Origin of the sequence: Streptomyces sp. NPDC001728 (assembly GCF_040297565.1) — a bacterium.
In the GTDB taxonomy this organism is placed as follows: Bacteria; Actinomycetota; Actinomycetes; order Streptomycetales; family Streptomycetaceae; genus Streptomyces.
On sequence record NZ_JBEOZK010000016.1, the window covers coordinates 80935 to 104848 of the forward strand.

27 protein-coding genes are annotated in these 23914 nt (G+C 72.4%); 8 read left to right on the forward strand and 19 right to left on the reverse strand.

All coding sequences use genetic code 11. The features are described from left to right. Positions 1-20: 20 nt before the first annotated feature. The 5 genes from ABT154_RS23115 (at position 21) to ABT154_RS23135 (ending at position 4928) form a co-directional block, all read left to right on the forward strand. On the forward strand, positions 21-1337 hold the full coding sequence (locus ABT154_RS23115) for an ABC transporter substrate-binding protein (protein ID WP_351858729.1): 1317 nt from the start codon (positions 21-23) through the stop codon (positions 1335-1337). Between the two features lie 4 nt (positions 1338-1341). Continuing rightward, entirely contained in the window at positions 1342-2250 is a 909-nt protein-coding gene (locus ABT154_RS23120; protein WP_317874255.1) for a carbohydrate ABC transporter permease, read from the forward strand. Further along, a complete protein-coding gene (locus ABT154_RS23125; RefSeq protein WP_317874256.1) occupies positions 2247-3101 on the forward strand; it encodes a carbohydrate ABC transporter permease in 855 nt (284 codons plus the stop codon). Before ABT154_RS23120 ends, ABT154_RS23125 begins: the two co-directional genes overlap by 4 nt. Positions 3102-3118: 17 nt before the next feature. Beyond that, on the forward strand, positions 3119-4141 hold the full coding sequence (locus tag ABT154_RS23130) for a hydroxyacid dehydrogenase (protein WP_351858730.1): 1023 nt from the start codon (positions 3119-3121) through the stop codon (positions 4139-4141). Positions 4142-4229: 88 nt separating this feature from the next. Beyond that, positions 4230-4928 (forward strand): ester cyclase, encoded by a 699-nt coding sequence (locus ABT154_RS23135; protein WP_351858731.1) that lies wholly within the window; start codon positions 4230-4232, stop codon positions 4926-4928. Positions 4929-5038: 110 nt separating this feature from the next. On the opposite strand, the gene groL is transcribed toward ABT154_RS23135, so the two are convergent. The 4 genes from groL to ABT154_RS23155 all read right to left on the reverse strand — a co-directional run bounded on the left by groL (position 5039) and on the right by ABT154_RS23155 (position 8460). Then, a complete protein-coding gene (gene groL, locus ABT154_RS23140) occupies positions 5039-6667 on the reverse strand; it encodes a chaperonin GroEL (protein ID WP_351858732.1) in 1629 nt (542 codons plus the stop codon). A 134-nt stretch (positions 6668-6801) separates the two neighbouring features. Beyond that, positions 6802-7110 carry a co-chaperone GroES gene (groES, locus tag ABT154_RS23145; RefSeq protein WP_017239619.1) on the reverse strand — a complete coding sequence of 103 codons (309 nt, stop codon included), beginning with the start codon at positions 7108-7110 and terminating at the stop codon, positions 6802-6804. 175 nt (positions 7111-7285) lie between these two features. Further along, positions 7286-7546, reverse strand: coding sequence for a hypothetical protein (locus ABT154_RS23150; protein ID WP_351858733.1), 261 nt, complete (start codon positions 7544-7546; stop codon positions 7286-7288). Further along, positions 7543-8460, reverse strand: a complete 918-nt coding sequence (locus tag ABT154_RS23155; RefSeq protein WP_351858734.1) for a polysaccharide deacetylase family protein — start codon at positions 8458-8460, stop codon at positions 7543-7545. The genes ABT154_RS23150 and ABT154_RS23155 overlap by 4 nt, the downstream gene beginning before the upstream one ends. Positions 8461-8589: 129 nt before the next feature. Between ABT154_RS23155 and ABT154_RS23160 the strand changes: the two genes are divergently transcribed. After that, entirely contained in the window at positions 8590-9783 is a 1194-nt protein-coding gene (locus ABT154_RS23160; RefSeq protein ID WP_351858735.1) for a class I SAM-dependent methyltransferase, read from the forward strand. Here ABT154_RS23160 and ABT154_RS23165 read toward each other — a convergent pair. From ABT154_RS23165 to tsaB, 8 genes are all read right to left on the reverse strand, one after another. Continuing rightward, a complete protein-coding gene (locus ABT154_RS23165; RefSeq protein ID WP_351858736.1) occupies positions 9780-10478 on the reverse strand; it encodes a hypothetical protein in 699 nt (232 codons plus the stop codon). The two genes, ABT154_RS23160 and ABT154_RS23165, sit on opposite strands and share 4 nt — an antisense overlap. 10 nt (positions 10479-10488) lie before the next feature. After that, on the reverse strand, positions 10489-11703 hold the full coding sequence (locus tag ABT154_RS23170; protein WP_351858786.1) for an RNA polymerase sigma factor: 1215 nt from the start codon (positions 11701-11703) through the stop codon (positions 10489-10491). Between the two features lie 105 nt (positions 11704-11808). Then, positions 11809-12174 (reverse strand): YciI family protein, encoded by a 366-nt coding sequence (locus ABT154_RS23175; RefSeq protein ID WP_317878964.1) that lies wholly within the window; start codon positions 12172-12174, stop codon positions 11809-11811. Positions 12175-12272: 98 nt separating this feature from the next. Further along, a complete protein-coding gene (locus tag ABT154_RS23180; RefSeq protein WP_351858737.1) occupies positions 12273-13157 on the reverse strand; it encodes a polysaccharide deacetylase family protein in 885 nt (294 codons plus the stop codon). 46 nt (positions 13158-13203) lie between these two features. Next, a complete protein-coding gene (locus ABT154_RS23185) occupies positions 13204-13443 on the reverse strand; it encodes a hypothetical protein (protein WP_317878931.1) in 240 nt (79 codons plus the stop codon). A 14-nt stretch (positions 13444-13457) separates the two neighbouring features. After that, on the reverse strand, positions 13458-14567 hold the full coding sequence (gene tsaD / locus ABT154_RS23190; RefSeq protein ID WP_351858738.1) for a tRNA (adenosine(37)-N6)-threonylcarbamoyltransferase complex transferase subunit TsaD: 1110 nt from the start codon (positions 14565-14567) through the stop codon (positions 13458-13460). Positions 14568-14597: 30 nt separating this feature from the next. Then, entirely contained in the window at positions 14598-15059 is a 462-nt protein-coding gene (rimI, locus tag ABT154_RS23195) for a ribosomal protein S18-alanine N-acetyltransferase (RefSeq protein ID WP_351858788.1), read from the reverse strand. Between the two features lie 23 nt (positions 15060-15082). After that, a complete protein-coding gene (tsaB, locus tag ABT154_RS23200; RefSeq protein WP_351858739.1) occupies positions 15083-15754 on the reverse strand; it encodes a tRNA (adenosine(37)-N6)-threonylcarbamoyltransferase complex dimerization subunit type 1 TsaB in 672 nt (223 codons plus the stop codon). 96 nt (positions 15755-15850) lie between these two features. Between tsaB and ABT154_RS23205 the strand changes: the two genes are divergently transcribed. Continuing rightward, positions 15851-16417, forward strand: a complete 567-nt coding sequence (locus ABT154_RS23205; protein ID WP_351858740.1) for a hypothetical protein — start codon at positions 15851-15853, stop codon at positions 16415-16417. Positions 16418-16459: 42 nt separating this feature from the next. Here the strand turns inward: ABT154_RS23205 and ABT154_RS23210 are convergent, their stop codons facing one another. The 5 genes from ABT154_RS23210 to ABT154_RS23230 form a co-directional block, all read right to left on the reverse strand. Further along, a complete protein-coding gene (locus ABT154_RS23210; protein WP_351858741.1) occupies positions 16460-16648 on the reverse strand; it encodes a hypothetical protein in 189 nt (62 codons plus the stop codon). A gap of 114 nt (positions 16649-16762) precedes the next feature. After that, positions 16763-17263: a tRNA (adenosine(37)-N6)-threonylcarbamoyltransferase complex ATPase subunit type 1 TsaE gene (gene tsaE / locus ABT154_RS23215; RefSeq protein ID WP_351858742.1), complete on the reverse strand. Its 501-nt coding sequence runs from the start codon at positions 17261-17263 to the stop codon at positions 16763-16765. Positions 17264-17273: 10 nt separating this feature from the next. After that, the gene (locus ABT154_RS23220; RefSeq protein ID WP_351858743.1) at positions 17274-18446 is read right to left on the reverse strand and encodes an alpha/beta fold hydrolase; all 1173 of its coding nucleotides are present in this window, start codon (positions 18444-18446) and stop codon (positions 17274-17276) included. A gap of 10 nt (positions 18447-18456) precedes the next feature. Then, positions 18457-19605, reverse strand: coding sequence for an alanine racemase (gene alr, locus ABT154_RS23225; RefSeq protein WP_351858744.1), 1149 nt, complete (start codon positions 19603-19605; stop codon positions 18457-18459). A 328-nt stretch (positions 19606-19933) separates the two neighbouring features. Continuing rightward, complete coding sequence (locus tag ABT154_RS23230) at positions 19934-21367, reverse strand: NAD(P)H-hydrate dehydratase (RefSeq protein WP_351858746.1); 1434 nt, start codon at positions 21365-21367, stop codon at positions 19934-19936. On the opposite strand from ABT154_RS23230, the gene ABT154_RS23235 reads away from it, so the two are divergent. Further along, positions 21366-21518: a hypothetical protein gene (locus tag ABT154_RS23235; protein WP_351858747.1), complete on the forward strand. Its 153-nt coding sequence runs from the start codon at positions 21366-21368 to the stop codon at positions 21516-21518. The two genes, ABT154_RS23230 and ABT154_RS23235, sit on opposite strands and share 2 nt — an antisense overlap. Positions 21519-21581: 63 nt before the next feature. Here the strand turns inward: ABT154_RS23235 and ABT154_RS23240 are convergent, their stop codons facing one another. Together ABT154_RS23240 and glmS are read right to left on the reverse strand one after the other, a co-directional pair. Continuing rightward, positions 21582-21950 carry a holo-ACP synthase gene (locus ABT154_RS23240; RefSeq protein WP_351858748.1) on the reverse strand — a complete coding sequence of 123 codons (369 nt, stop codon included), beginning with the start codon at positions 21948-21950 and terminating at the stop codon, positions 21582-21584. A gap of 7 nt (positions 21951-21957) precedes the next feature. Beyond that, positions 21958-23805, reverse strand: coding sequence for a glutamine--fructose-6-phosphate transaminase (isomerizing) (gene glmS, locus ABT154_RS23245; RefSeq protein ID WP_351858749.1), 1848 nt, complete (start codon positions 23803-23805; stop codon positions 21958-21960). Positions 23806-23914: the final 109 nt, after the last annotated feature.

Sequence of the window (23914 nt, forward strand, 5' to 3'; positions counted from 1 at the left end):
CCGCCCTCAGGAGTCGTGCCGTGACCCGCAGTTGGAGCAGAACGTCCCGTGTCATAGCCGGCACCGCCACCGCCCTCGCCGTCCTCACGGCCTGCGGCGGCGGCGGTGACGACACCGCGAACAAGCCCGCCGGGCCCGTGACCCTCACCTTCTGGGGCTGGGCCAAGGGCTCCAAGGACGTCGTCGACGCCTTCAACGCCTCCCACACCGACATCCAGGTGAAGTTCGAGGAGATCCCCTCCGGCACCGCCGGCGGCTACGCCAAGATCTCCAACGCGGTGAAGGCCGGCAACGCCCCCGACCTCGTCTCCATCGAGTACTCCTCGCTCCCCGAGTTCGTGAGCTCCGGCGCCCTCCAGGACATCGGCGGCGAGTTCACCGAGGCCGACCGCGCCAAGCTGCTGCCGCAGACCGTCGACCTCACCACCCTCGGCGGCAAGACCTGGGCCGTCCCCTTCGACGCCGCCCCGCAGGCCTTCTTCTACCGCAAGGACCTCTTCGCGAAGTACCAGGTCCAGGTCCCCACCACCTGGGACGAGTTCAAGAAGGCCGCCGAGCAGGTCAAGAAGGCCGACGCCAAGGCCCGTATCGCCACCTTCTTCCCGGACGACCCGACCACCTTCGAGGCCATGGCCTGGCAGGCCGGCGCCCAGTGGTTCAAGGCCGAGAACGACACCTGGAAGATCAACACCACCGACCCCGCCACCACCAAGGTCGCCGCCTACTGGCAGGGCCTCCTCGACGGCGGACTCGTCCACAAGAACGCCTCCTTCAGCCCCGAGTGGACCGGCTCCCTCAAGAACGGCACCACCATCGGCTACCTCGGCGCCAGCTGGGGCGCGGGCGTCCTCAAGGGCACCCTCCCCGAGCAGAGCGGCAAGTGGGCCGTCGCCCCCATGCCCAGCTGGGACGGCAAGCCCGCCAGCGGCATGCTCGGCGGCACCTCCTTCGCCGTGACCAAGGACAGCAAGCAGAAGGCCGCGGCCGTCACCTTCGCCGAGTGGATGTCCACCACCGAGGCAGGCGTCAAGGCCCGCATCGCCTCCGGCACCTCCTCCGCCTTCCCGGCCGCCACCGCGCTCCGCCCCGCCGCGAAGAAGGCCTTCGACGCGAGCTACTACGGCGGCCAGGACATCTACGCCCTCTTCGAGAACGCGGGCGCCGCCATCAGCTCCGGCTGGGCCTGGGGACCGACCACCGGCACCACCAACACCACCATCAAGGACAACTTCGGCAAGATCGCCCAGGGCGGCCCCGGCATCGCCGAAGCCGTCAAGGCCGGCCACGACGCCACCGTCGCCGAACTCACCAAGCGCGGCCTGAAGGTCGAGGGCTGACCGTATGAAGGCCCGCACCCGCGCCGCCACGATCCTGCTGACCCCCTTCTTCCTGCTCTTCACCGCGGTGATGGTGGTGCCGATCGGATACGCGGTCTGGCTCAGCCTCTTCACCGAGAAGCAGTCCGGACTGGGCTTCGGCGGCACCGAGACCGTCTTCACCGGCCTCGACAACTACACCGCGGCGCTGGGTGACCGGGCCTTCCGCGAGGGCTTCGGCGTCCTGCTCGGCTACTGCCTCTTCTACATCCCGCTGTTGCTCGCCGGAGCCCTCGGCCTCGCCCTCCTGCTCGACTCGGCGCTCGCCCGCGCCCGCCGCTTCTTCCAGCTGGCGCTGTTCCTGCCGCACGCCGTCCCCGGCATCATCGCCGCCCTGATCTGGGTCTACCTCTACACACCCCAGCTCAGCCCGGTCGTCCAGGCCATGGAGTCCGGCGGCATCGGCTTCGACTTCTTCTCCCCCGAAGGCGCCCTGCCCTCCGTCGTCAACATCGCCCTGTGGGAGTGGCTCGGCTACAACATGGTCATCTTCTACGCGGCCCTCCAGGCCATCGACCGCTCCGTCCTCGAAGCGGCCACCGTCGACGGGGCCGGGGCCTGGCGGATCGCCTTCTCCGTCAAGATCCCGCTGGTCAAGGCCTCCCTCGCGATGGTCGGCCTCTTCACGGTCATCGGCTCCCTCCAGCTCTTCACCGAGCCGCTGATCCTCAGCAAGGGCACCGGATCCGCCGTCACCTCCACCTGGACGCCGAACATGTACGCCTACACCGCGGCCTTCGACCGCAACGACTACGGGCTCGCCGCCGCCGCCTCCGTACTCCTCGCCCTGACGGCGGCGCTGCTCTCCTTCGTGGTGACCCGGCTGACCGGGCGCCGCAAGGCCGGTGCGGCCCGGAAGGAGAAGGCCGCATGAGCAGGCCCCGTACCCCCAACCGCTGGCTGTCGAAGACCGCCGTCAACGGCGCCCTCCTCCTCGCCGTCGTCTACATGCTCTTCCCGCTCGTCTGGCTGCTGACCGCCGCCACCAAGGACGCGGGCGGTCTCCTCGCCGGAAACGCCTTCTCCTTCGAGGGCTTCGACCTCGGCGGCAACCTCTCACGGCTCGCCGAGTACAACGACGGCATCTACTTCCACTGGTACCTGAACAGCCTCCTCTACGCCGGACTCGGCGCGCTGGCCTGCTCGTTCGTCAGCGTCGCCGCCGGATACGCCTTCCACGTCTACGACTTCAAGGGCAAGGAGAAGCTCTTCGGCCTCGTCCTCCTGGGCGTGCTCGTCCCCACCACCGCGCTCGCCCTGCCGATGTACCTCCTCGCCAGCGAGGTCGGCATCGTCAACACCTACTGGGCCGTCCTGATCCCGGTCCTCGTCAACCCCTTCGGCGTCTACCTGTCCCGGGTGTTCTGCGCCGGCTACATCCCCGATGAGGCCCTGGAGGCCGCCCGTATCGACGGCGCCGGCGAGCTGCGCGTCTTCTGGTCCATCGGTCTGCGCATGGTGATGCCCGGCTTCGTGACCGTCTTCCTCTTCCAGTTCACCGCCGTCTGGAACAACTTCTTCCTCCCCCTGGTGATGCTGTCGGACCAGAAGCTCTACCCCCTGAGCCTCGGCCTGTACGCGTGGAACAGCAACGCCCACGCCGAACCCGACTACTACCCCCTCGTCGTCACCGGATCCCTGCTCGCCGTCGTCCCCCTCGTCGTCGCCTTCGTCTCCCTCCAGCGCCACTGGAAGGCCGGTCTCACCGCCGGCAGCGTCAAGTGAGGAACACAGGTACAACGATGCACCCGACCACTGACAACCGCCCCGCGCTGCTGCTCGCGATGGGCGAGGACGTCGCCGAACGCCTTCTCACCGACGCCCACCGCACCCGCCTCACGGCCCTCAGCCGCACCGACCCGCACCTGGTCGCCCACGACCTGAGGGACCCCGGCCCCCGGGTCGCCGCCGCCCTCGCCGAGGCCGAGATCCTCCTCACCTGCTGGGGAGCGACCCCGCTCACCGCCGAGATCCTGGACCGCGCGCCCCGCCTGAGGGCGGTCGTCCACGCGGCCGGCTCGGTCAAGCACCACATCACCGACGCCTGCTGGGAGCGCGGGCTGCGCGTCACCTCGGCCGCCGCCGCCAACGCGCTCCCCGTCGCCGAGTACACCCTCGCCGCGATCCTCTTCGCCGGGAAACGGGTCCTCGGCTCCGCCCAGCGGTACGCGGAACTCCGCGCCGACCACTCCTGGCTCACCGAGTCCGCCGCCTGGGGCAACTACCGCCGCACGGTCGGCGTCGTCGGCGCCTCCCGCATCGGCCGCAGGGTCATCGACCTGCTGCGCCCCTTCGACATCGAGATCCTGCTGTACGACCCGTACGTACAGGTCCCGCCCGCCGGCGTCGAGCTGGTCACGGACCTCGACGAGCTGTGCGCCCGCAGCACGGTCGTCTCGGTCCACGCGCCCCAGCTCCCGTCCACGTACCGCATGATCGGCGCGGCGCAACTGGCGGCGATGCCGGACGGCGCGACCCTGATCAACACCTCCCGGGGCTCCCTGATCGACGAACAGGCCCTGCTCCCCCACCTCGTGCGGGGCCGCCTGCACGCCACCCTGGACGTCACGGACCCGGAACTCCCGCCCCCGGGCTCCCCGCTCTACACCCTCCCGAACGTCCTGCTCACCCCGCACGTGGCGGGCTCCCTGGGCAACGAACTCCACCGCATGACGGACCAGGCGCTGGACGAGGTGGAGCGCTACGGGAAGGGGGACCCGTTCGCGGAGGAGGTACGGGCCTCGGACCTCCAGCGCTCGGCGTAGCCGCGGGCGGGAGGAGCGCCGGCGGAACCCGGCCGGCTCCATGGACCCGACCTAGACTGGAAGGACCGCACCTGGGTCTGGAGGCGTCATGACGTTCGTACAGATCATCGACTGCAGGACCAGCCGGATGGACGACCTGAACCGGCTCATGGACCGGTGGGTCGAGCAGACCCAGGGCAAGCGGACCGCCACCCACAGCATCGTCGGCAAGGACCGGTCCGACGCCTCGCACCTCGTGGAGATCGTCGAGTTCCCCTCGTACGACGTGGCCATGCGGAATTCCCAGCTTCCCGAGACCGACCGGATCTTCCGGGAGATGGTCGCGCTCTGTGACGAGATGCCGACCTTCACGGACCTGGACGTCGTCCGGGACGAGGCCCTCCACATGGCGACCGCCCGCCGCCTCCTGGGGATGTTCGAGTCCGAGCCGGAACTCGCGCTGCTCGACGAGGTGCTCGCCGAGGGGTACCACGACCACGATCCGACGAACGGGCAGGACGTCATCGGCATGGACGCCGTCCGGCGCGAGGTCGAGATGTGGCGGGGCGGCTTCGACTTCTCCTTCGTCGTCGACGACCAGCTCGCGGACGGCGACCGGGTGTGCACCCGCTTCACCTGGCGGGGCTCCCACAACGGCGACTTCATGGGGCTCCAGCCCACCGGCATGGACGTGACGATGACCGGCACGGTCATCCACCGCTTCCGGGAGGACGGGAAGATCGCGGAGGGCTGGTGGCAGTACGACCTGCTCGGGCTGATGGGGCAGCTCGGCGCGGTCGAGGGGTGACGGCACCGACAGACGGAATCACCGACGAGCAGAGACACCGACAGGCAGAAACACCGAGGCCCGGTGCTCCCGCGACGGGAGCACCGGGCCTCGACTGTCAGTCAGCTGCCTCAGTGCGAGTGGCCGTGACCGTGGCCGTGGCCACCGTCCGACGGCTCCTCTTCCTTCTTCTCCACCACGAGGGTCTCGGTGGTGAGGAGGAGGGAGGCGATCGAGGCGGCGTTCTCCAGGGCGGAGCGCGTCACCTTCACCGGGTCGATGACGCCGGCCTTGACCAGGTCGCCGTACTCGCCGGTCGCGGCGTTGAAGCCCTGGCCCTTGTCGAGCTCCGCCACCTTCGAGGTGATGACGTAGCCCTCGAGGCCGGCGTTCTCGGCGATCCAGCGCAGCGGCTCGACGGCGGCGCGGCGGACGACCGCGACACCCGTGGCCTCGTCGCCGGTCTTGCCGAGGTTGTCCTCGAGGACCTTGACGGCGTGGACGAGCGCGGAGCCACCGCCGGAGACGATGCCCTCCTCGACCGCGGCGCGGGTCGCGGAGATGGCGTCCTCGAGACGGTGCTTCTTCTCCTTCAGCTCCACCTCGGTGGCGGCGCCGACCTTGATCACGCACACGCCGCCGGCCAGCTTCGCGAGGCGCTCCTGGAGCTTCTCGCGGTCCCAGTCGGAGTCCGTGGACTCGATCTCGGCCTTGATCTGGTTGACGCGGCCCTGCACCTCGGACGAGTCGCCGCCACCGTCGACGATCGTGGTGTCGTCCTTGGTGATGGTGACGCGGCGGGCGGTGCCGAGCACGTCCAGACCGGCCTGGTCGAGCTTGAGGCCGACCTCCTCGGCGATGACGGTCGCACCGGTGAGGGTGGCGATGTCACCGAGCATGGCCTTGCGGCGGTCGCCGAAGCCGGGGGCCTTGACGGCCACGGCGTTGAACGTGCCACGGATCTTGTTGACGACCAGGGTCGACAGGGCCTCGCCCTCGACGTCCTCGGCGATGATCAGCAGCGGCTTGCCGGCGCCGGCCTGGATGACCTTCTCCAGGATGGGCAGCAGGTCCTGGATCGAGGAGATCTTGCCCTGGTTGATCAGGATGTACGGGTCGTCGAGGACGGCCTCCATACGCTCCTGGTCGGTCACCATGTACGGGGACAGGTAGCCCTTGTCGAAGGCCATGCCCTCGGTGAAGTCGAGCTCCAGGCCGAAGGTGTTGGACTCCTCGACGGTGATGACACCGTCCTTGCCGACCTTGTCCATCGCCTCGGCGATGAGCTCGCCGACCTGCTGGTCCTGCGCGGAGAGCGCGGCGACGGCGGCGATGTCGGACTTGTCCTCGATCGGGCGCGCGGTGGCGAGCAGCTCGTCGGAGACGGCCTTGACGGCGGCGTCGATGCCCTTCTTCAGGGCGGCCGGGGAGGCACCCGCGGCGACGTTGCGCAGACCCTCGCGGACCAGGGCCTGGGCGAGCACGGTGGCGGTGGTGGTGCCGTCACCCGCGATGTCGTTGGTCTTGGTCGCCACCTCCTTCACCAGCTGGGCGCCGAGGTTCTCGTACGGGTCCTCGATCTCGACCTCGCGGGCGATCGTGACACCGTCGTTGGTGATGGTGGGGGCGCCGAACTTCTTGTCGATGACGACGTTGCGGCCCTTGGGGCCGATCGTCACCTTCACCGTGTCGGCAAGCTTGTTGACGCCGCGCTCAAGGGCGCGACGGGCGTCCTCGTCGAACTTCAGGATCTTCGCCATGGGAGCGGTTCAGCCCTCTCGGAATCGGGGTGGAACGAACCGCGCCCCGGGGCGCCTGGAAGGGGCCTCGGGGCGCAGCTCTAGAGCATCTGCTTCAGTGCTCGGTACTTCAGGTACTTCGGTACGTCGGTGAATTACTTCTCGACGATCGCGAGCACGTCGCGAGCCGAGAGGACGAGGTACTCCTCGCCGTTGTACTTCACCTCGGTGCCGCCGTACTTGCTGTACAGCACGATGTCGCCGGTCTTGACGTCGAGCGGCAGACGCTCGCCGTTCTCGAAGCGACCCGGGCCCACGGCCAGGACGACGCCCTCCTGGGGCTTCTCCTTCGCCGTGTCCGGGATGACCAGGCCAGAGGCGGTGGTCTGCTCGGCGTCGAGCGGCTGGACCACAATGCGGTCCTCGAGCGGCTTGATGGCAACCTTGGAGCTGGTGGTCGTCACGATCCGACCTCCCCCTTCGGAGATCTCGGGGTTAACTGTCTGAGGTGGCGACCAGGTGGATCCGTCGTCGCGGGTGCCGGACCTGCCCGTCGCTGTGTTGGCACTCTCCAGTGGGGAGTGCCAGAGCCGAGACTATGACCGCGATTAGCACTCGGTCAAGCGGAGTGCCAATTCCTCACTCCGTGGCGGTCCGCACCGCCTCCGAGTCCCGGTCCGTGCCGAGGTGTTCCGGCGCGTCACGGGTGGCGTCGGCCCGCTCCGTCCCGTCCCGGCCGGTGCCGACCCGTTCCGCCGCCTTGCGGCCGAGGCGCTCGATCGAGTCCACGGCCGAGGCGCAGCCACCGAGGCCGAGCAGGACGCCGACGAGCAGCAGGACGGCGAGGGACCGGCGCGCACGCGCACGCGGCCCCCGGCGGCTCGGTCGCGCTGGGCTCACACGTAGTCCTCGAGCTTGGCGACCGCGTACCCCTTGGCCGTGATCACGTCCATCACCCTGCGGATCATGTCCGGCATGGTGCCCTTCCAGTCCTCCTTGCCCCGGAAGTGGGTGAGCACGATGTCGCCGGGGTGCAGGTCCCGGTCCCACTCGCGCCACTCCATGTGGTCGGGGAAGGCCTCGGAGGCCCACAGCGGGACGGCCTTGACGCCGCAGGACTTCGCCGCGCGCAGGGTGTCCTCGTTGTAGTTGCCGTACGGGGGGCGGAAGAGCGGCGGGCGTTTGCCGAAGCGCTTCTCGATGACGTCCTGCATGCCGCAGATCTCGCGCTTCTGCTCGCTGTACGACAGTCCGGGCAGGTAGCGGTGGTTGAGGGTGTGGTTGTTCAGGGCGATCCCGCCCGGCTGCGACTTCTGCATACGGGCGAAGTAGGCGTAGTCGTCCTTGACGACGTAGTCGCTGAGGAAGGCGCTGTACGGGATGCGGAGGTCGTTCATCATCCGCAGCAGCGCGGGGTCCTTCTCCGCGCCGTCGTCGATCGTCAGGAACACGACCTTCTGCTTGGTCGGCACGGTGGTGAAGACCGGTGGCAGGCCTTCGCCGTCCGTCTCGAAGCCCTTGCGGGTGGTGATCTTCGGCTTGACGGCGGGCGGGGCGGGCGCTTCGAGCGGGGGCCGGGCCAGGCCCCACTTCTTGGCGGCGAGGACGCGGGCGGCCCGCTGCGCGCGGACCTTCTCGACGTACGCGTTGAGCGCGCCGGCGGCACCCTGTCCCTGGGCGTGCTGCCCGGCGGCGGGTGCGGGCGGGCCGCCGGCCGGCTCGGTGCCGGCGGAGCAGGCCGTGGCGGCGGCGAGGGCGGCGAAGGCGAGCGCCGCCCCGAGCGCCCGAGAGGAACGGTGCACACCTTTGACCATCATTTGTTCCTTTTGTCGTACGAGCGGTATGGCGCCGCATCCTGTCAGCGCGCAAGCCCTTCCGGGCCGCGACACCGCCGTACCGCCGCCACCGTCCCCCGGCCGGCCCACACCACCGCAGGGCCCACAATGGGACGGGTGACCGACCTCGCCTCCTTCGCCTCCCTGCTCGGCCCCGAGGGCCAGACCCTGCTGGCCGCGCTGCGCGACCACGACCCCGCCCAGGAGCTGGCCGTCGTCTCCCGGCTGCGCCGCGACCACCCCGCCGAACTGGTCACGGCGGCCGTCGGACAGGCGCGCCTGCGGCAGCGGGCGGTGGCGAAGTTCGGCGCGGAGGACGCGTACCGGATGTACTTCACGCCCAACGGCGTCGAGCAGTCGACGCGCGCCTCCGTCGGCACCTACCGGGCGGCCCGCCTCAAGGCGCTCGGCGTCCGGAGCGTCGCGGACCTCTGCTCCGGCATCGGCGGCGACGCGATCGCCCTCGCCCGCGCCGGGATCTCCGTCCTCGCCGTCGACCGCGACCCGCTGACCGCCGAGGCGGCCCGCGCCAACGCCGAGGCGCTCGGCCTCGCGGAGCTGATCGAGGTGCGGTGCGCGGATGTCACCGACATCGACACCAGCCCGTACGACGCGGTCTTCGTCGACCCGGCGCGACGCGGCGGCCGGGGCCGGATCTTCGACCCCGAGGCCTACTCCCCGCCGCTCTCCTGGGCGGTCGAGGCGGCCCGCAAGGCCCCGCACGCGGCCCTGAAGGTGGCCCCCGGCATCCCCCACGAGGCCGTTCCCGAGGACGCCGAGGCCGAGTGGATCTCGGACGGCGGGGACGTCAAGGAGGCCGTGCTCTGGTTCGGTACGCGGCCGGGCGCGCGCCGCGCCACCCTGCTCCCCTCGGGGGCCGGCCTGGTCGGCCGGGGCCTGCCCGACCCGGCGGTCCGCCCGGTCGGCCGCTACCTCTACGAGCCGGACGGCGCGGTCATCCGCGCGCACCTGGTCGCGGAGGTGGCGGAGGGCCTGGACGGCGGTCTGATCGACGCGACGATCGCGTACATCACGGCCGACGCGCTCGTCCCCACCCCGTACGCCGCCGCCTACGAGATCACCGACGAACTCCCCTTCAACCTCAAGAAGTTGAAGGCGCTGCTGCGGGAGCGCGAGGTCGGCACGCTGACGGTCAAGAAGCGCGGCTCGGCGGTCGAACCCGAGGAGATCCGCCGCAAGGTGAAGCCGAAGGGCCCCAACTCGGCGACGGTCCTGCTCACCCGGGTGGCGGGCGCACCGACGATGCTGATCGGACGGCCGGCGGGAACCACGAAGGGCTAGGACTCCCCTCCCGACCGGACGTCACCTTCCGACCGGACGCCATCTCCCGGCCGGACGCCATCTCCCGGCCGGACGTCGCCTCCGCCGGTCAGGCGGACCGCGAAGCGGTAGTGGCCGAAGGCCTTGGCAAGGCCGGTCAGGCCGGTGATCCAGAAGATCAGGGCGACGCCCATGCCGTAGACGACCAGGCCGTACCCGTCGTCGCGGCTCACGCCCGCCGGGACCGCGAAGCCCAGCCAGAGGCCCGTTCCGCACAGCGCGAAGGACAGCAGGAACCAGGCGGCACTGAGGACGGGGGCGCGCAGCCGGGCGTCCGTCGGGGCGTGCCGGTCGAGGGCCGCCCACTGGGCGAGGCGCTCGCGGACGGTCCGGTCGCGCCGCAGGCTGCGGATCGTCAGCCACACGGCCGGGCCGAAGACCCCGAGGCCGAAGAACGCCGAGATGATCCCGAACACCACCATGAACGGGTCGGGCAGGGGCGCGCCGGCCGCGATGGCCAGGAGGCCGATCATCGACCAGCCCAGTTCCAGCAGGAGGAACCAGAGCAGGAACAGCGCGAGCCGCCCGCCGCCGAGCAGCCGTCGGCCGAGCTCGTCGAGGGCCAGCGCCCGGTCGGCGAGCCGCGCGTCCCGGTCGGGCCAGCTCTGGAGTTCGGCGGGCGGGGGCGGCGGAGGGAGCGGAATACGCGGGGACATGCCAAGCACCCTAAGCCTCCCGCGACTCCCCCGACCGCCCCGCCTTCGCCCGCAGCAGCGCCCGTTCGCTCTCGTTGCGGGTGAGGGCCGCCGCCCGTTCGAACTCCGCGCGGGCCTCCGCCGTACGCCCCAGCCTGGCCAGCAGGTCGCCCCGGACGCTCGGCAGCAAGTGGTAGCGAGCCAGGGCCGGTTCGGCGGTGAGGGCGTCGACCAGCGGGAGGGCCGCCGCCGGGCCCAGCGCCATCGACACGGCGACCGCGCGGTTCAACTCGACGACCGGGGAAGGGGCGAGGACGCCGAGCCGCCCGTAGAGCGCGGCGATCGTCGCCCAGTCGGTCTCCTCGTACGAGGCGGCCCGCGCGTGACAGGCGGCGATGGCGGCCTGCAGGGCGTACGGCCCGTACGAGCGGCCGTCCCCGGCCCGCGCCAGGGCGTCGTACCCGCGCCGGACGAGCAGCCGGTTCCAGCGTCGCCGGTCCTGCGCGGCGAGCAGCACCGGCCGCCCGTCGGGCCCGGTCCTGGCCGCGGTCCGGGAGGCCTGGAGCTCCAGCAGAGCGGCCAGGCCCTGCGCCTCCCCCTCCTGCGGTACGAGCGCGGCGAGGACCCGGGCCAGCCGCAGCGCGTCCTCGCACAGGCCGGGCCGCAGCAGTTCGTCGCCGGCGGTCGCCGCGTACCCCTCGTTGAAGATGAGGTAGACGACTTCGAGGACGGACCCGAGGCGGGCCGCCCGGTCCTCCCCGTACGGCACCTCGAACTCCACGCCGGCCTTGGCGAGCGTCCGCTTCGCGCGGGTGATCCGCGCCGCGACGGTCGCCTCCGGGGCGAGGAAGGCGCGGGCGATCTCGTCCGTACGGAGCCCGCCGACGAGCCGCAGGGTCAGCGCCGCCCGCGCCTCGGCGGAGAGCACCGGGTGGCAGGTGGTGAAGACCAGCCGCAGCACGTCGTCGTCGATGTCGCCGGGTCCTGACGGCTCCGGGTCGTACGACTCCTCCGTGAGGGTCCTGCCGACCTCGGCGAGCTTGCGCGCATATGTCTCGCGGCGCCGCACGAGGTCGACGGCGCGGTGCTTGGCGGTGGCCGTCAGCCAGGCGCCCGGCCGCTCGGGGACCCCCGTCAGCGGCCACTGCTCCAGGGCGGCGACCAGGGCGTCCTGTGCGATCTCCTCGGCGATGCCGACATCGCGGACGATGCGCGCCGCGGTGGCGACGATCCGCGGGGACTCCATGCGGAAGACCGTGTCGAGGGTGCTCTCCACCGCGTCGGTGCCGTGTGCCGTCACACCTCACATGACAGCACACGGCACCGACAGCGGACCGGCAGCGGGCCGGGCTCAGCCGCCCGGCATCTCCTCGATCTCGCGGACCTCCAGGCCCACCGTCCAGTGCGCCGGGTGCACCGCCAGGAAGCGCCTGGACCACTCCATCGCCTCGGCCATGTCCTTGCACTGCATCAGGGCGTAGCCGCCGACGACCTCCTTGGTCTCGGTGAAAGGCCCGTCCGTGTACGACAGCTTCCCGTCCGACCAGGTGATCCTGGCCGCCTCGGCGGTCGGCTTGAGGCCCGCCGTGTCCAGCATGACGCCGGCCTTGGTGATCTCCTCGAAGAGGGCGCCCATGCGCTCCTCGAAGCCGGGGTCGGCGTCCGCCATGTCGATGGTGTTCTCCTCGATGCGGACCAGGGAGAGGTAGCGGGGCATGGTGGCTCCTCGGGGGTGCGGTGGCGGGGCTGTTCCCCGCCTCTCACTCATACGTCGAACGGGCCCGTCCCGCATCGACACCGCGCCCGGGAGATTTCTCAGACGTAGTCCTCCAGGCGCGCCACCGTGAAGCCCTGCTCCTGGACGCGGCGCAGCATCGTCGCCGTCATCTCGGTCATCGTCCGGCCCTTGAGCTCGGAGGGGCCCCGGAAGTGGGCCAGGATGATGTCGCCGGGGTGCAGCTTCCGGTCGCCGCGCTGGTACTGCATGTTCTTGATCTGCATGGACTCGCGCCAGAGCACGATCGCGTCGACGTCGCACTCCCCTGCCGCCGCGCGCGTGGCCTCGTTCCAGTTGCCGTAGGGCGGACGGAGGAGGCGCGGGGCCCTGCCGTACCGCTGCGTCAGTTTGTCCCGCTGGCCGCAGATCTCCCGGCGCTGGGCCTCCTGGGAGAGGGTGCGCAGGTTGGGGTGGGTGAGGGTGTGGTTGGCGAGCCCGTGCCCCTGGGCGACGAGCGGGGCGAAGTACGGGTAGTCGCCCCGGATGGCCGCGTCGGTGAGGAACATCGTGACCGGGACCTTGAGGTCCTTCATCATCGTGACGAACGCGGGGTCCTTCTCGGCCCCGTCGTCGATCGTGATGAAGACGATCTTCTCGGTGGTGGGTATCTCGCTGATCACGGGCACGGGACCGCCCGGCTTGCGGCTCACCGGCTTGACCGCGGGCGGGGCGGGCGGTGCGGGGAAGGGCTTGAGCCCCCACTTCCGGTACGCGGCGGCAGTGGCGGCCCTGGCCGCCTCGGGCACCCCGGCGGCCTCACCCGCCTCGCCCGCACCGGCGGCCTCGCCCGCACCGGCGGACGGCCCCACCGCGGGCGTCTTCTTCCCCGCGGGCGCGGGACCGGCCGGGTCCCCCGCCGCGCAGCCGGTCACCAGCAGGGCGGCGGCGGTGAGGGCCGCCCACAGCACGATCGTCTTCTTCACGCATGGTGGGATGCCCGGCCCGCTCGAAAGGTTGCTCGATAGTCGCCTATTCGACCGATTCGAAGCGCCAGCGGTGGACCGGTCGGGTGATCAGCTCCGCGTCCGGCTCGGGCAGTTCCGGCAGCTCCGCGTCGAAGGCCGCCGCCTCCCACCAGGTGAGGACGAGGACCCGGTCCTGGGGTGCGCGGAACAGCTCCCGGCGCAGCGGCTCGCGCGCGAGGACCTGGGCCCTGGCCCACTCCAGGAGCTCGGCGCCACGCCCCTGGGCGGCCCGCGCCTCCCACATCAGGGTCACCGTCGTCACGGGTACAGGTTCTCCTTGCTGACCTCGTGCACATGATCGTGGTCGTGGGAGTGCGCGTGCGCGCCCGGCACGTGCGGGTCCGTCACCGGCAGCGAGGAGTCGGCGGACAGCTCCAGGTCGGAGGCCGGCCGGTTGCGGGCGACCATCTCGGAGCCGAGGGCCGCGACCATCGCGCCGTTGTCGGTGCACAGACCGGGCCGGGGGACGCGCAGCCGGATGCCGGCCCGCTCGCAGCGCTCCTGGGCGAGGGCCCGGAGCCGCGAGTTGGCGGCGACGCCGCCGCCGATCATCAGATGGTCGACGCCCTCGTCCTTGCAGGCCCGGACGGCCTTGCGGGTGAGGACGTCCACGACGGCCTCCTGGAAGGACGCGGCCACGTCCCGCACCGGCACGTCCTCGCCGGCCGCGCGCTTGGCCTCGATCCAGCGGGCCACGGCGGTCTTGAGGCCGGAGAAGGAGAAGTCGTACGCGGGGTCCCTGGAGCCGCTCAGACCGCGCGGGAACGCGATGGCGGCCGGGTCGCCCTCCTTGGCGAGCCGGTCGATGACCGGACCGCCGGGGAAGCCGAGGTCCAGCACCCGGGCGATCTTGTCGAAGGCCTCGCCGGCGGCGTCGTCGATGGTGGCGCCCATCGGGCGGACGTCGGAGGTGATGTCCGAGGAGAGCAGCAGCGAGGAGTGGCCGCCGGAGACGAGGAGGGCCATCGTCGGCTCGGGCAGCTTGCCGTGCTCCAACTGGTCGACGCAGATGTGCGAGGCCAGGTGGTTGACGCCGTAGAGCGGCTTGCCGAGGGCGTACGCGTACGCCTTGGCCGCCGAGACGCCGACGAGCAGCGCGCCCGCCAGGCCGGGACCGGCCGTGACCGCGATGCCGTCGAGGTCCTTCGGGGAGACGCCGGCCGTCTTCAGGGCGCGCTCGATCGTCGGGACCATCGCCTCCAGATGGGCGCGGGAGGCGATCTCGGGCACGACGCCGCCGAAGCGGGCGTGGGTGTCGACGCTGGACGCGACGGCGTCCGCGAGGAGCGTGGTCCCGTGGACGATGCCGACGCCGGTCTCGTCGCAGGAGGTCTCGATACCGAGTACGAGCGGTTCGTCAGCAGCCATCAGTCGGTCCAGCCAGGGGTCGTACGGCCATCAGATCTCAGTCCCGGTTCCTTGAACGGTCAGTCGCATCACGAGCGCGTCCACGTTTCCGGGCTGGTAGTAGCCGCGCCGGAAACCGATGGGCTCGAAGCCGAAGCGCTCGTAGAGCTTCTGGGCCCTGGTGTTGTCCACGCGCACTTCGAGGAGGACCTCCTCGCATTCGAAGGCGGTGGCGTGCTGGAGCAGGTCGGTGAGGAGCCGGGCGCCGAGGCCCGTGCCCCACTGGTCGCGGGCGACGGCGATGGTCTGCACGTCGCCAAGGCCGCCTGCGGCGGCGAGCCCGGCGTACCCCACGAGCCGTCCCTCGCCGTTCTCCGCCACGAGGTAGCGGCGGGTGGCGCCGGGGCCCCTGGAGTGCGCCAGCTCCGACCAGAACATCCCCGCCGACCAGGCGTCCTCGGGGAACAGCTCGTCCTCCAGAGCGAGCACCGGTGCGATGTCCCACCAGCGCATCTCGCGCAGTTCCACGGCGCCGGTCACTTGGGGGTGACCACCTTGTAGTTCTTGGGCACCTGCGCGTCGGGGCGGCGCAGATACATCGGCAGCGGCTCCAGGAAGCCGTCGTCGCCGTCCGCCGAGGGGCCGGCCGCCAGCTTCTCCGCCGCGAGGGCGGCGAGCCCGGCCGCCGACTGGTGCTCGGGGTCGCGGGCGTCGGGGAAGGCCTCCGGGTAGAGGCGGGCGCCCGCGCCGACGACCGGGAGGCCCGCGAGCCGCTCGGCGATCTCGGCGGGCCGGTCGACGGCCGCGTCGGTCACGCGCGTACGGGAGTCCTCGTACCGCGCCCAGTAGACCTCCTTGCGGCGCGCGTCCGTGGCGACGGCGAAGGGACCGTCGAGCCCGGAGGCGTACGCGAGGCCGTCGAGGGTGCACAGGCCGTGGACCGGTACGCCGAGCGCGGAGGAGAAGGCGGCGGCCGTGACGAGGCCGACCCGGAGTCCGGTGTACGGCCCCGGTCCGACGCCGACGACGATGCCGGTGACCGCGTCGAGCTTCAGCCCGGCCTCGGCGAGGACCCGGTCGACGGCGGGCAGCAGCAGCTCCCCGTGACGGCGGGCGTCGACCTGGGCCGAGGAGGCGACGACGGCCTCGCCGTCGTGGAGGGCGACGGTGACGGCGGGGGTGGCGGTATCCATGGCGAGCAACAGCACGCGAACAGCCTACGGCTCCCGGGCACGGTGCCCCGCCCCGCGCTCCCCCGGCTGCTACCGTCACCCTTCGAAACGTTCGTACGAGAGGTGGGCACGGTGGCACGGAGCAGCTCGGGATTCGTGGCCGGGCTCACGGCGGTGGCCGTCGCCGCGGTCTGCTTCCTGGCCTACCAGGCCTCGGCGAACGCTCCCGCGAATCCGTCGGCCGATCCCCGGACGCCGAGCAGCGCCGCGCCCTCGGTCTCGCCGAGCGGCGGCCCCAGGAAACCCGCCAAGAACCCCCTCGCCGTCCCCGCCGACTCGGGCAGCGGCGAGCGGGTCGTGTACGCGCTCGACGACCGCCGCGTGTGGCTGGTCGACGCGAAGGGCAAGGCGACCCGGACGTTCACGGTGATGCCGAGCACCGTGCACCCGGTGCCGGGGGCGTACCGCGTGACGTCCCGCTCGGGCTCGGTCCGCGGTTCGGACGGGGTGCAGATCGAGCACGTCGTGCGGTTCGCGATGACGCAGGACGTGGCGATCGGGTTCAGCTCGGCGGTCGACGGCTCGACGCCGGCCCCGGACGCGTCGAAGAGGACGGGCGGCATCCGCATGAAGCGGACCGACGGCGACGCGCTGTGGACGTTCGCGGTGATCGGCGCGAAGGTCGTCGTCGTCGCGTAGGCCGTCCTCGCGCGGGGCCTGCCGGACGGGCCCCGGTCAGGGCTACGCGGCCTCGCCGCGCACCACCGGACGCGCCGGCTCGGCCTCCGGCTCGCCCGAAGGCTCCTCGTCGTATCGCTCCGGCGTTCTGCGCGGCGGGGTCGAGAGCGCCCGTGCCGCCGCGCAGGACGCCAGCAGCTCACTCATCGGGACGTGGTCCCGGGCGGGTTCCGCGTGCTCCGGCGTCGCCATGCATGCCTCCCGTAGGTTAGGTACACCTAACCAGCTCGTGCCTCCATGTCACCACGGCACGCACGAAGCACGCAACACCTTCCCGACACGTTGTCGGAATCTACGGAGCGCCGCTCAGAGCGCGGCCAGGTCCGCGTCGGCCCAGCGCGCCCCGATCCCGCGCAGCACGACCGTGCGCCGGTCGTCGTCGGTGTCGCCGGTGACCCGGTGGATCAGGAGGTGCAGCCGGTCGTCGGTCAGCTCCTCGACCTTGCCGTCGCCCCACTCGACGACGACCACCGAATCGGGCAGCGAGACGTCCAGATCGAGGTCCTCCATCTCGTCGAGACCGCCGCCGAGGCGGTACGCGTCCACGTGCACCAGGGCCGGGCCGCCGACCAGCGACGGGTGGACGCGGGCGATGACGAAGGTCGGCGAGGTGACGGCCCCGCGCACCCCGAGGCCCTCACCGAGGCCCCGGGCGAGGGTGGTCTTCCCGGCCCCCAGCTCGCCGGTGAGCATGACGAGGTCGCCGGGGCGGAGGATCTTCGCGAGGCTGCGGCCGAGCTCCTGCATCTGCTGGGGGGAGTCGACGGAGAGGGTGGCGCCGGAGACGGGCGGGTGCGCTGCTTCCATACCCGCCAACTTAGCCGTTGCGGGGGTCAGGCTCCGCCGTCGCCGGCACGGCCCCCGCCCGTACCAGCAGGTCCGCGAGGCGGTCGGTGACCGCCTCCGGGTGCTCCAGCATCACCAGATGGCCCCCGTCGGGGACGATGACCAGCTCCGCGTCCGGGAGCAGCCCCGCGATGACCTCGGTGTGCGAGCTGGGGGTCACCAGGTCGTGGTCCCCGGCCAGCGCCAGCACCGGAAGCTCGCTCAGGACGGCCAGCGCCGCAGCCTTGTCGTGCTCGGCGAAGGCCGGATAGAAGGCGGCGACCACGTCGATCGGGGTCGACTCGATCATCCGCTCCGCGAACCGGGCCACCGCCGGGTCCACGTCCTTCGACGCGAACGAGTACTTCTTGATCAGCCCGGCGAACAGGTCCGCCGTCGCCCGCCGGCCCCGCTCGACCAGCTCCGCCTGCGAGCCCAGCGCCCGCAGGACCCCCGGCAGGACCCGCCGGACGGCGTTGACTCCGGCGATCGGCAGCCCGTACGACACCTCTCCGAGGTTCCCCGCGGAGGTGCCGACGAAGGAGACGCCGACGACCCGCTCACGGACGAACTCCGGGTACCGGTCCGCCAGCGCCATGATCGTCATGCCGCCCATCGAGTGCCCGACGAGGACGAGCGGCCCCTCGGGCGCCGCCACGTCGAGGACCGCCTTGAGGTCGCGGCCCAGCTGGTCGATGGAGACGGGCACCGGGTCGGGCCCCGACTGCGAGACGCCCTGGCCCGAGCGGCCGTGGCTGCGCTGGTCCCAGTGGACGGTACGGACCAGACCGCGCAGCGCGGCCCGCTGGAAGTGCCAGGAGTCCTGGTTCAGGCAGTAGCCGTGGCTGAAGACGACGGTGACCGGGGCGGGCTCCTTGCGCCCGAAGAGCCTTCGGCGGCGGGCCGGCGGAGTGTCGTCCGCGACCTCGTCGACCTCGTAGTAGAGGACGGTCGAGTCCTCCGCGAGCGCCCGTCCCGGCGTCCCTCGCAGCCCCCCGTAAGGGCCGGTGGCGTCCAGGGCCAGCCGTGCCTTCTGCCGTACGGAACGCCCGACGGTGAGCCGCTCGACGGCCACCCCGGCCGCCGCGCCCGCCGCCAGCACGCCTATCGCGGCGCCGGCGAATCCGGCGCGCCGCCAGGTACCGGTGCTGCTGGACTCGCCCACGGGGCCCCCTCTACTCGCCCAGGTACACGCGCGGGACGCGCGCGCCGATCCGGGTGACGATCTCGTACGCGATGGTGTCGGCGGCCACCGCCCAGTCCTCGGCGGTCGGTTCGCCCCCGTCGCCGGGGCCGAACAGCACGGCCTCGGTGCCCTGCGCGGGCTCCTCCCCGCCGAGGTCGACGACGAACTGGTCCATGGCGACCCGCCCGGCGACCGTACGGACGGTGCCGGCGACCAGGACGGGGCCGCGGCCCGAGGCGTGCCGGGGGACGCCGTCGGCGTAGCCGAGCGGGACGAGACCGAGGGTCGTCTCCGCGTCGGTGACGTAGTGGTGGCCGTAGCTGACGCCGTGCCCGGCCGGGACCCGCTTCACCAGGGCGACGCTCGCCTTGAGCGACATCACCGGCCGGAGCCCCAGCTCGGCGGAGGTGCCGAGCTCCGGGCTCGGCGAGACGCCGTACATCGCGATCCCCGGCCGCACCAGGTCGAAGTGGGCCTCGGGGAGGGTGAGGGTGGCCGGCGAGTTGGCGATGTGCCGGACCTCGGGCCGGACGCCCGCCGTCTCGGCGTGGTCGAGCATCGAGCGGAAGACGTCGAGCTGCGCGGCGATCGAGGGGTGGTGGGGTTCGTCGGCGCACGCGAAGTGCGACCAGAGCCCGGTGACCTTGACCAGGCCCTCGGCCTCGGCCTTCAGCGCCCGCTCCACCAACTCGGGCCAGTCGGCGGGCTGGCAGCCGTTGCGCCCGAGGCCGGTGTCGGCCTTGAGCTGGATCCTGGCCGTCCCCCCGGTGGTGCGGGCCGCCTCGACGACCTCCTCCAGGGCCCACAGCCCGCTCACGGACATGTCGAGACCGGCCTCGATGCCCCGGTCCCAGGGGTCGCCCGGCGTCCAGAGCCAGCACATCACCGGCACATCCGTGATCCCGGCGGCGCGCAGCGCGAGCGCCTCGTGCGGGGTGGCCGTACCGAGCCAGTCCGCGCCCGCGTCCAGGGCGGCGCGGGCGCAGCGCACCGCGCCGTGTCCGTACGCGTCGGCCTTGACCACGGCCATGATCCGGACGTGGGGGGCGACGCGGGCGCGCAGCGTGCGGACGTTCGCACGCAGCGCACCGAGGTCGATCTCGGCGCGGGCTCTGCGGGGCGGCGGTGTCTCAGTCATCGCGCCCAGTCTCTCAGGTGTCAGCCCGCGGGCCGCTTTCCCCAGATGTAGACCCGGTCACCCTTGCGCAGCACGTCCCAGAGTTTCCCGGCCTTGCGATAGCTGAGACTCACGCGGCCCCGGCTGCCGGTGGGCGTGGCGAGCTGCCCGCAGACGCCGTGGAAGGGCACGAGCGGGGTGGCAAGAGGCCATGACGGCGGCGCGACGCGCCTTCTCCCTCTGGTCACCCCGCCCACCCCACCGCGGGGAAGCAGCGCGCCGGGAGACGCGGGTGGGGCAACGGGTTTCGCCGGGTGGGGGAAACGAGGACCCAGGCCCGTACGAGGACTTAGGCGCGTACGTCCCGCCACGCGCCCCCCAGCGCCTCGGCGACCTCCCCCGCCGTCACAGGTCCGCGTTCCTCCGACGCCCGCCGGGCCGCGAGACCGTGGAGGTACGCGGCGCACGAGGCCGCGTCCACCGGGCGCAGACCGGCCGCCAGGAGCGAGCCCGCGAGCCCGGAGAGGACGTCGCCGCTGCCGGCCGTGGCCAGCCAGCCGGTCCCGGTGGGGTTCACCCGTACGGGACCGCCCTCCGGCCCGTGCACCAGCGTCGTCGAGCCCTTGAGCAGCACCGTCGCCCCGAACCTGCCCACCAGTTCGCGTACCGCCGCGAGCCGGCCCGCCTCGACCTCCTCCCGTGACGCGCCGAGCAGCGCCGCCGCCTCTCCCGCGTGCGGGGTGAGCAGGGTCGGGCCGCTGCGGGCCCGTACGAGGGCGGGGTCGAGGTCCCGCAGCCCGTCGGCGTCGACGAGCACCGGCACGTCGGAGGCGAGGACCTCCGCGACACCCGGCCCGTCGCCGAGTCCGGGCCCGACCACCCAGGCCTGGACGCGCCCGGCCCGGTCCGGGGGCCCGGCGTGGACCAGCGTCTCGGGGTGCCGGGCGATCACCGCGTCGGCGGCCGGGCCGACGTACCGGACCGCGCCGGCCCCGCCGCGCAGCGCCGCCGCGACGGTGAGGACCGCCGCCCCCGGGTAGCGGGCGGACCCGGCGACGACGCCGAGGACCCCGCGCCGGTACTTGTCGCTCGCGGCGCCCGGTACGGGCAGCAGCCGTGCCACGTCCAGGTGCTGGAGCGCCTCCAGGTCGGGCACGCCGGGCAGTTCGTCGCCGAGCCCGATGTCGACGAGGCGCAGGGCGCCCGCGTACTCCCGTGCCGGGTCGACGAGGAGCCCGGGCTTGTACGTACCGAAGGTGACGGTCACGTCGGCGCGCAGGGCCTCCCCCGCCACCTCGCCCGTGTCCGCGTCGACGCCGCTGGGCAGGTCGACGGCGACGACGACGGCGTCGGAGCCGCGCGCGGCACGGGCGACGGGCACGGCTTCGGGCCGGAGCCCGCCGCGCCCGCCGATGCCGGTGATGCCGTCGAGGACCAGGTCGGCGGTGGCGAGCGGTTCGAAGGGGTCTTCGGCGACGCGTCCCCCGGCCGCCCGGAGCGCGGCGAGCCCGGCGCCGTGGGCGCGGGTGCCGAGCAGGACGGCGGTGACCCCGGCGCCGCGCCGGGCGAGCCGGGCCCCGGTGTACAGGGCGTCGCCGCCGTTGTCGCCGCTGCCGACGAGGAGGACGACCCGGGACCCGTACACCCGTCCCTTGCCGAGCAGTGAGCAGCAGGCGGCGGCGAGCCCGGCGGCGGCCCGCATCATCAGGGCGCCCTCGGGGAGGCGGGCCATGAGAGCGGCCTCGGCGGCCCGTACGGTCTCCACGCGGTAAGCGGTACGCATGGTCAGCAGTCTGCCGCCCGCGCCGGAGGAACGCTCCCCGTACGGGACCGCCGTACGGGAGCCCAGGTACGGGACCGCCGTACGGGAGCACCCGTACGGGACCGCCGTACGGGAGCACCCGTACGGGACCGCCGTACAGGCTCCGCCGTAAGGGAGCCCCCGTACGGGCCCACGCACGGGCCCGTACGTAAGGGCCGCAGCCGCGCGGCCGGGCTCAGCCCTCCGCGATCACCACCGCCGAGGCGACCCCCGCGTCATGGCTCAGCGAGACGTGCCAGTGCTTCACGCCCAGCTCCGCCGCCCGCGCCGCCACCGTGCCCCGCACCCGGAGCCTCGGCTGCCCGGTTCCCTCGACGTACACCTCGGCGTCCGTCCAGTGCAGTCCGCCCGGCGCGCCGAGCGCCTTCGCCACCGCCTCCTTCGCGGCGAACCGCACCGCGAGCGAGGCCGGTCCGCGCCGCTCCCCGCTGGGCAGCAGCAGCTCGCTCTCGACGAAGAGACGCTGGAGCAGCCCCGGCGTCCGTTCGATCGACGCGGCGAAGCGGTCGATCTCCGCCACGTCGATCCCCACCCCAATGATCATTTACCACTCACTCCACGGTCACCGATTTGGCCAGGTTGCGCGGCTGGTCGACCTCGTTGCCCCGCGCGGTGGCGAGCTCGCAGGCGAAGACCTGGAGCGGCACCGTGGAGACCAGCGGCTGGAGCAGCGTAGGCGTGGCGGGGATGCGGACGAGGTGGTCGGCGTACGGGACGACCGTCTCGTCGCCCTCCTCGGCGATCACGATCGTCCGGGCACCGCGCGCCCGGATCTCCTGGATGTTGGAGACGATCTTGTCGTGGAGGACGGAGCGGCCCTTGGGCGAGGGCACCACCACGACGACCGGCAGGTCCTCCTCGATGAGCGCGATCGGCCCGTGCTTGAGCTCTCCGGCGGCGAAGCCCTCGGCGTGCATGTACGCCAGTTCCTTGAGTTTCAGGGCGCCTTCGAGGGCGACCGGGTAGCCGACGTGCCGGCCGAGGAAGAGGACCGTGTTCTTGTGGGCGAGCGAGCGGGCGAGGGCCCGGACCGGCTCCATGGTCTCCAGGACCCGCTCCACCTCGTCGCCGATGCGGGCGAGTTCGCGGACGACGGCGCGGATCTCGTCGCCCCACTTGGTGCCGCGCACCTGCCCGAGGTAGAGCGCGAGGAGGTAGCAGGCGACCAGCTGGGTGAGGAAGGCCTTGGTCGACGCGACGGCGACCTCGGGCCCGGCGTGGGTGTAGAGGACGGCGTCCGACTCCCGTGGAATCGTCGAGCCGTTGGTGTTGCAGACGGCGAGCACCTTCGCACCCTGCTCGCGCGCGTGCCGCAGCGCCATCAGCGTGTCCATGGTCTCGCCGGACTGCGAGATCGCGATGACCAGGGTCTTCTGCCCGAGGATCGGGTCCCGGTAGCGGAACTCGCTGGCGAGCTCGACCTCGCAGGGGATGCGGGTCCAGTGCTCGATGGCGTACTTGGCGATGAGTCCCGCGTGGAAGGCGGTGCCGCAGGCGATGATGACGATCTTGTCGGCCTCGCGGAGCACGGCGTCCGGGATGCGCACCTCGTCGAGGGTCAGCCGGCCGGTGCCGTCGATCCGGCCGAGGAGGGTGTCGGCGACGGCCTTCGGCTGCTCGGCGATCTCCTTGAGCATGAAGTAGTCGTAGCCGCCCTTCTCGGCGGCCGAGGCGTCCCAGTCGACGTGGAAGGCCCGTACGTCCGCGGGGGCACCGTCGAAGTCGGTGACGGTGACGCCGTCCCTGGTCAGCTCGACGACCTGGTCCTGACCGAGCTCGATCGCCGAACGGGTGTGGGCGATGAAGGCGGACACGTCGGAGGCGAGGAAGTTCTCTCCCTCGCCGACGCCGACGACCAGCGGGGAGTTCCGGCGGGCGCCGACGACGACGTCCGGCTGGTCGGCGTGCACCGCGACCAGGGTGAAGGCCCCTTCGAGTCGCCGGCACACCAGCCGCATGGCCTCCGCCAGCTCGCCGGCGGAGGAGAACTCCTCCGCGAGGAGGTGGGCCACGACCTCGGTGTCCGTCTCGGACGCCAGGTCGTGGCCGCGCTCGGTGAGCTCCGCGCGCAGGCCGGCGAAGTTCTCGATGATGCCGTTGTGGACGACGGCGACCCGCCCCGCGTTGTCCAGGTGCGGGTGGGCGTTGACGTCGGTCGGCCCGCCGTGGGTGGCCCAGCGGGTGTGTCCGATGCCCACGGACCCGCCGGCCAGCGGCCGGTCGACGAGTTCCTTCTCCAGGTTGACGAGCTTGCCCGCCTTCTTGGCCGCGGCCAGCCCCCCGTCGGAGAGCACCGCGACACCGGCCGAGTCGTAGCCCCGGTATTCGAGCCTCTTGAGGCCCGCGACCACCACATCAAGCGCCGACTGCCCGCCGACGTATCCCACGATTCCGCACATGACGGAAGCGTACGGCGGAAGGTGCCCGGAGGGCCGGAGTCGGCCCAGCCCGGCGGTCTGCGCGTCGGCGACGTCCCCCGGGAGCGCCGTCGGACGGGCTCACCCCTCC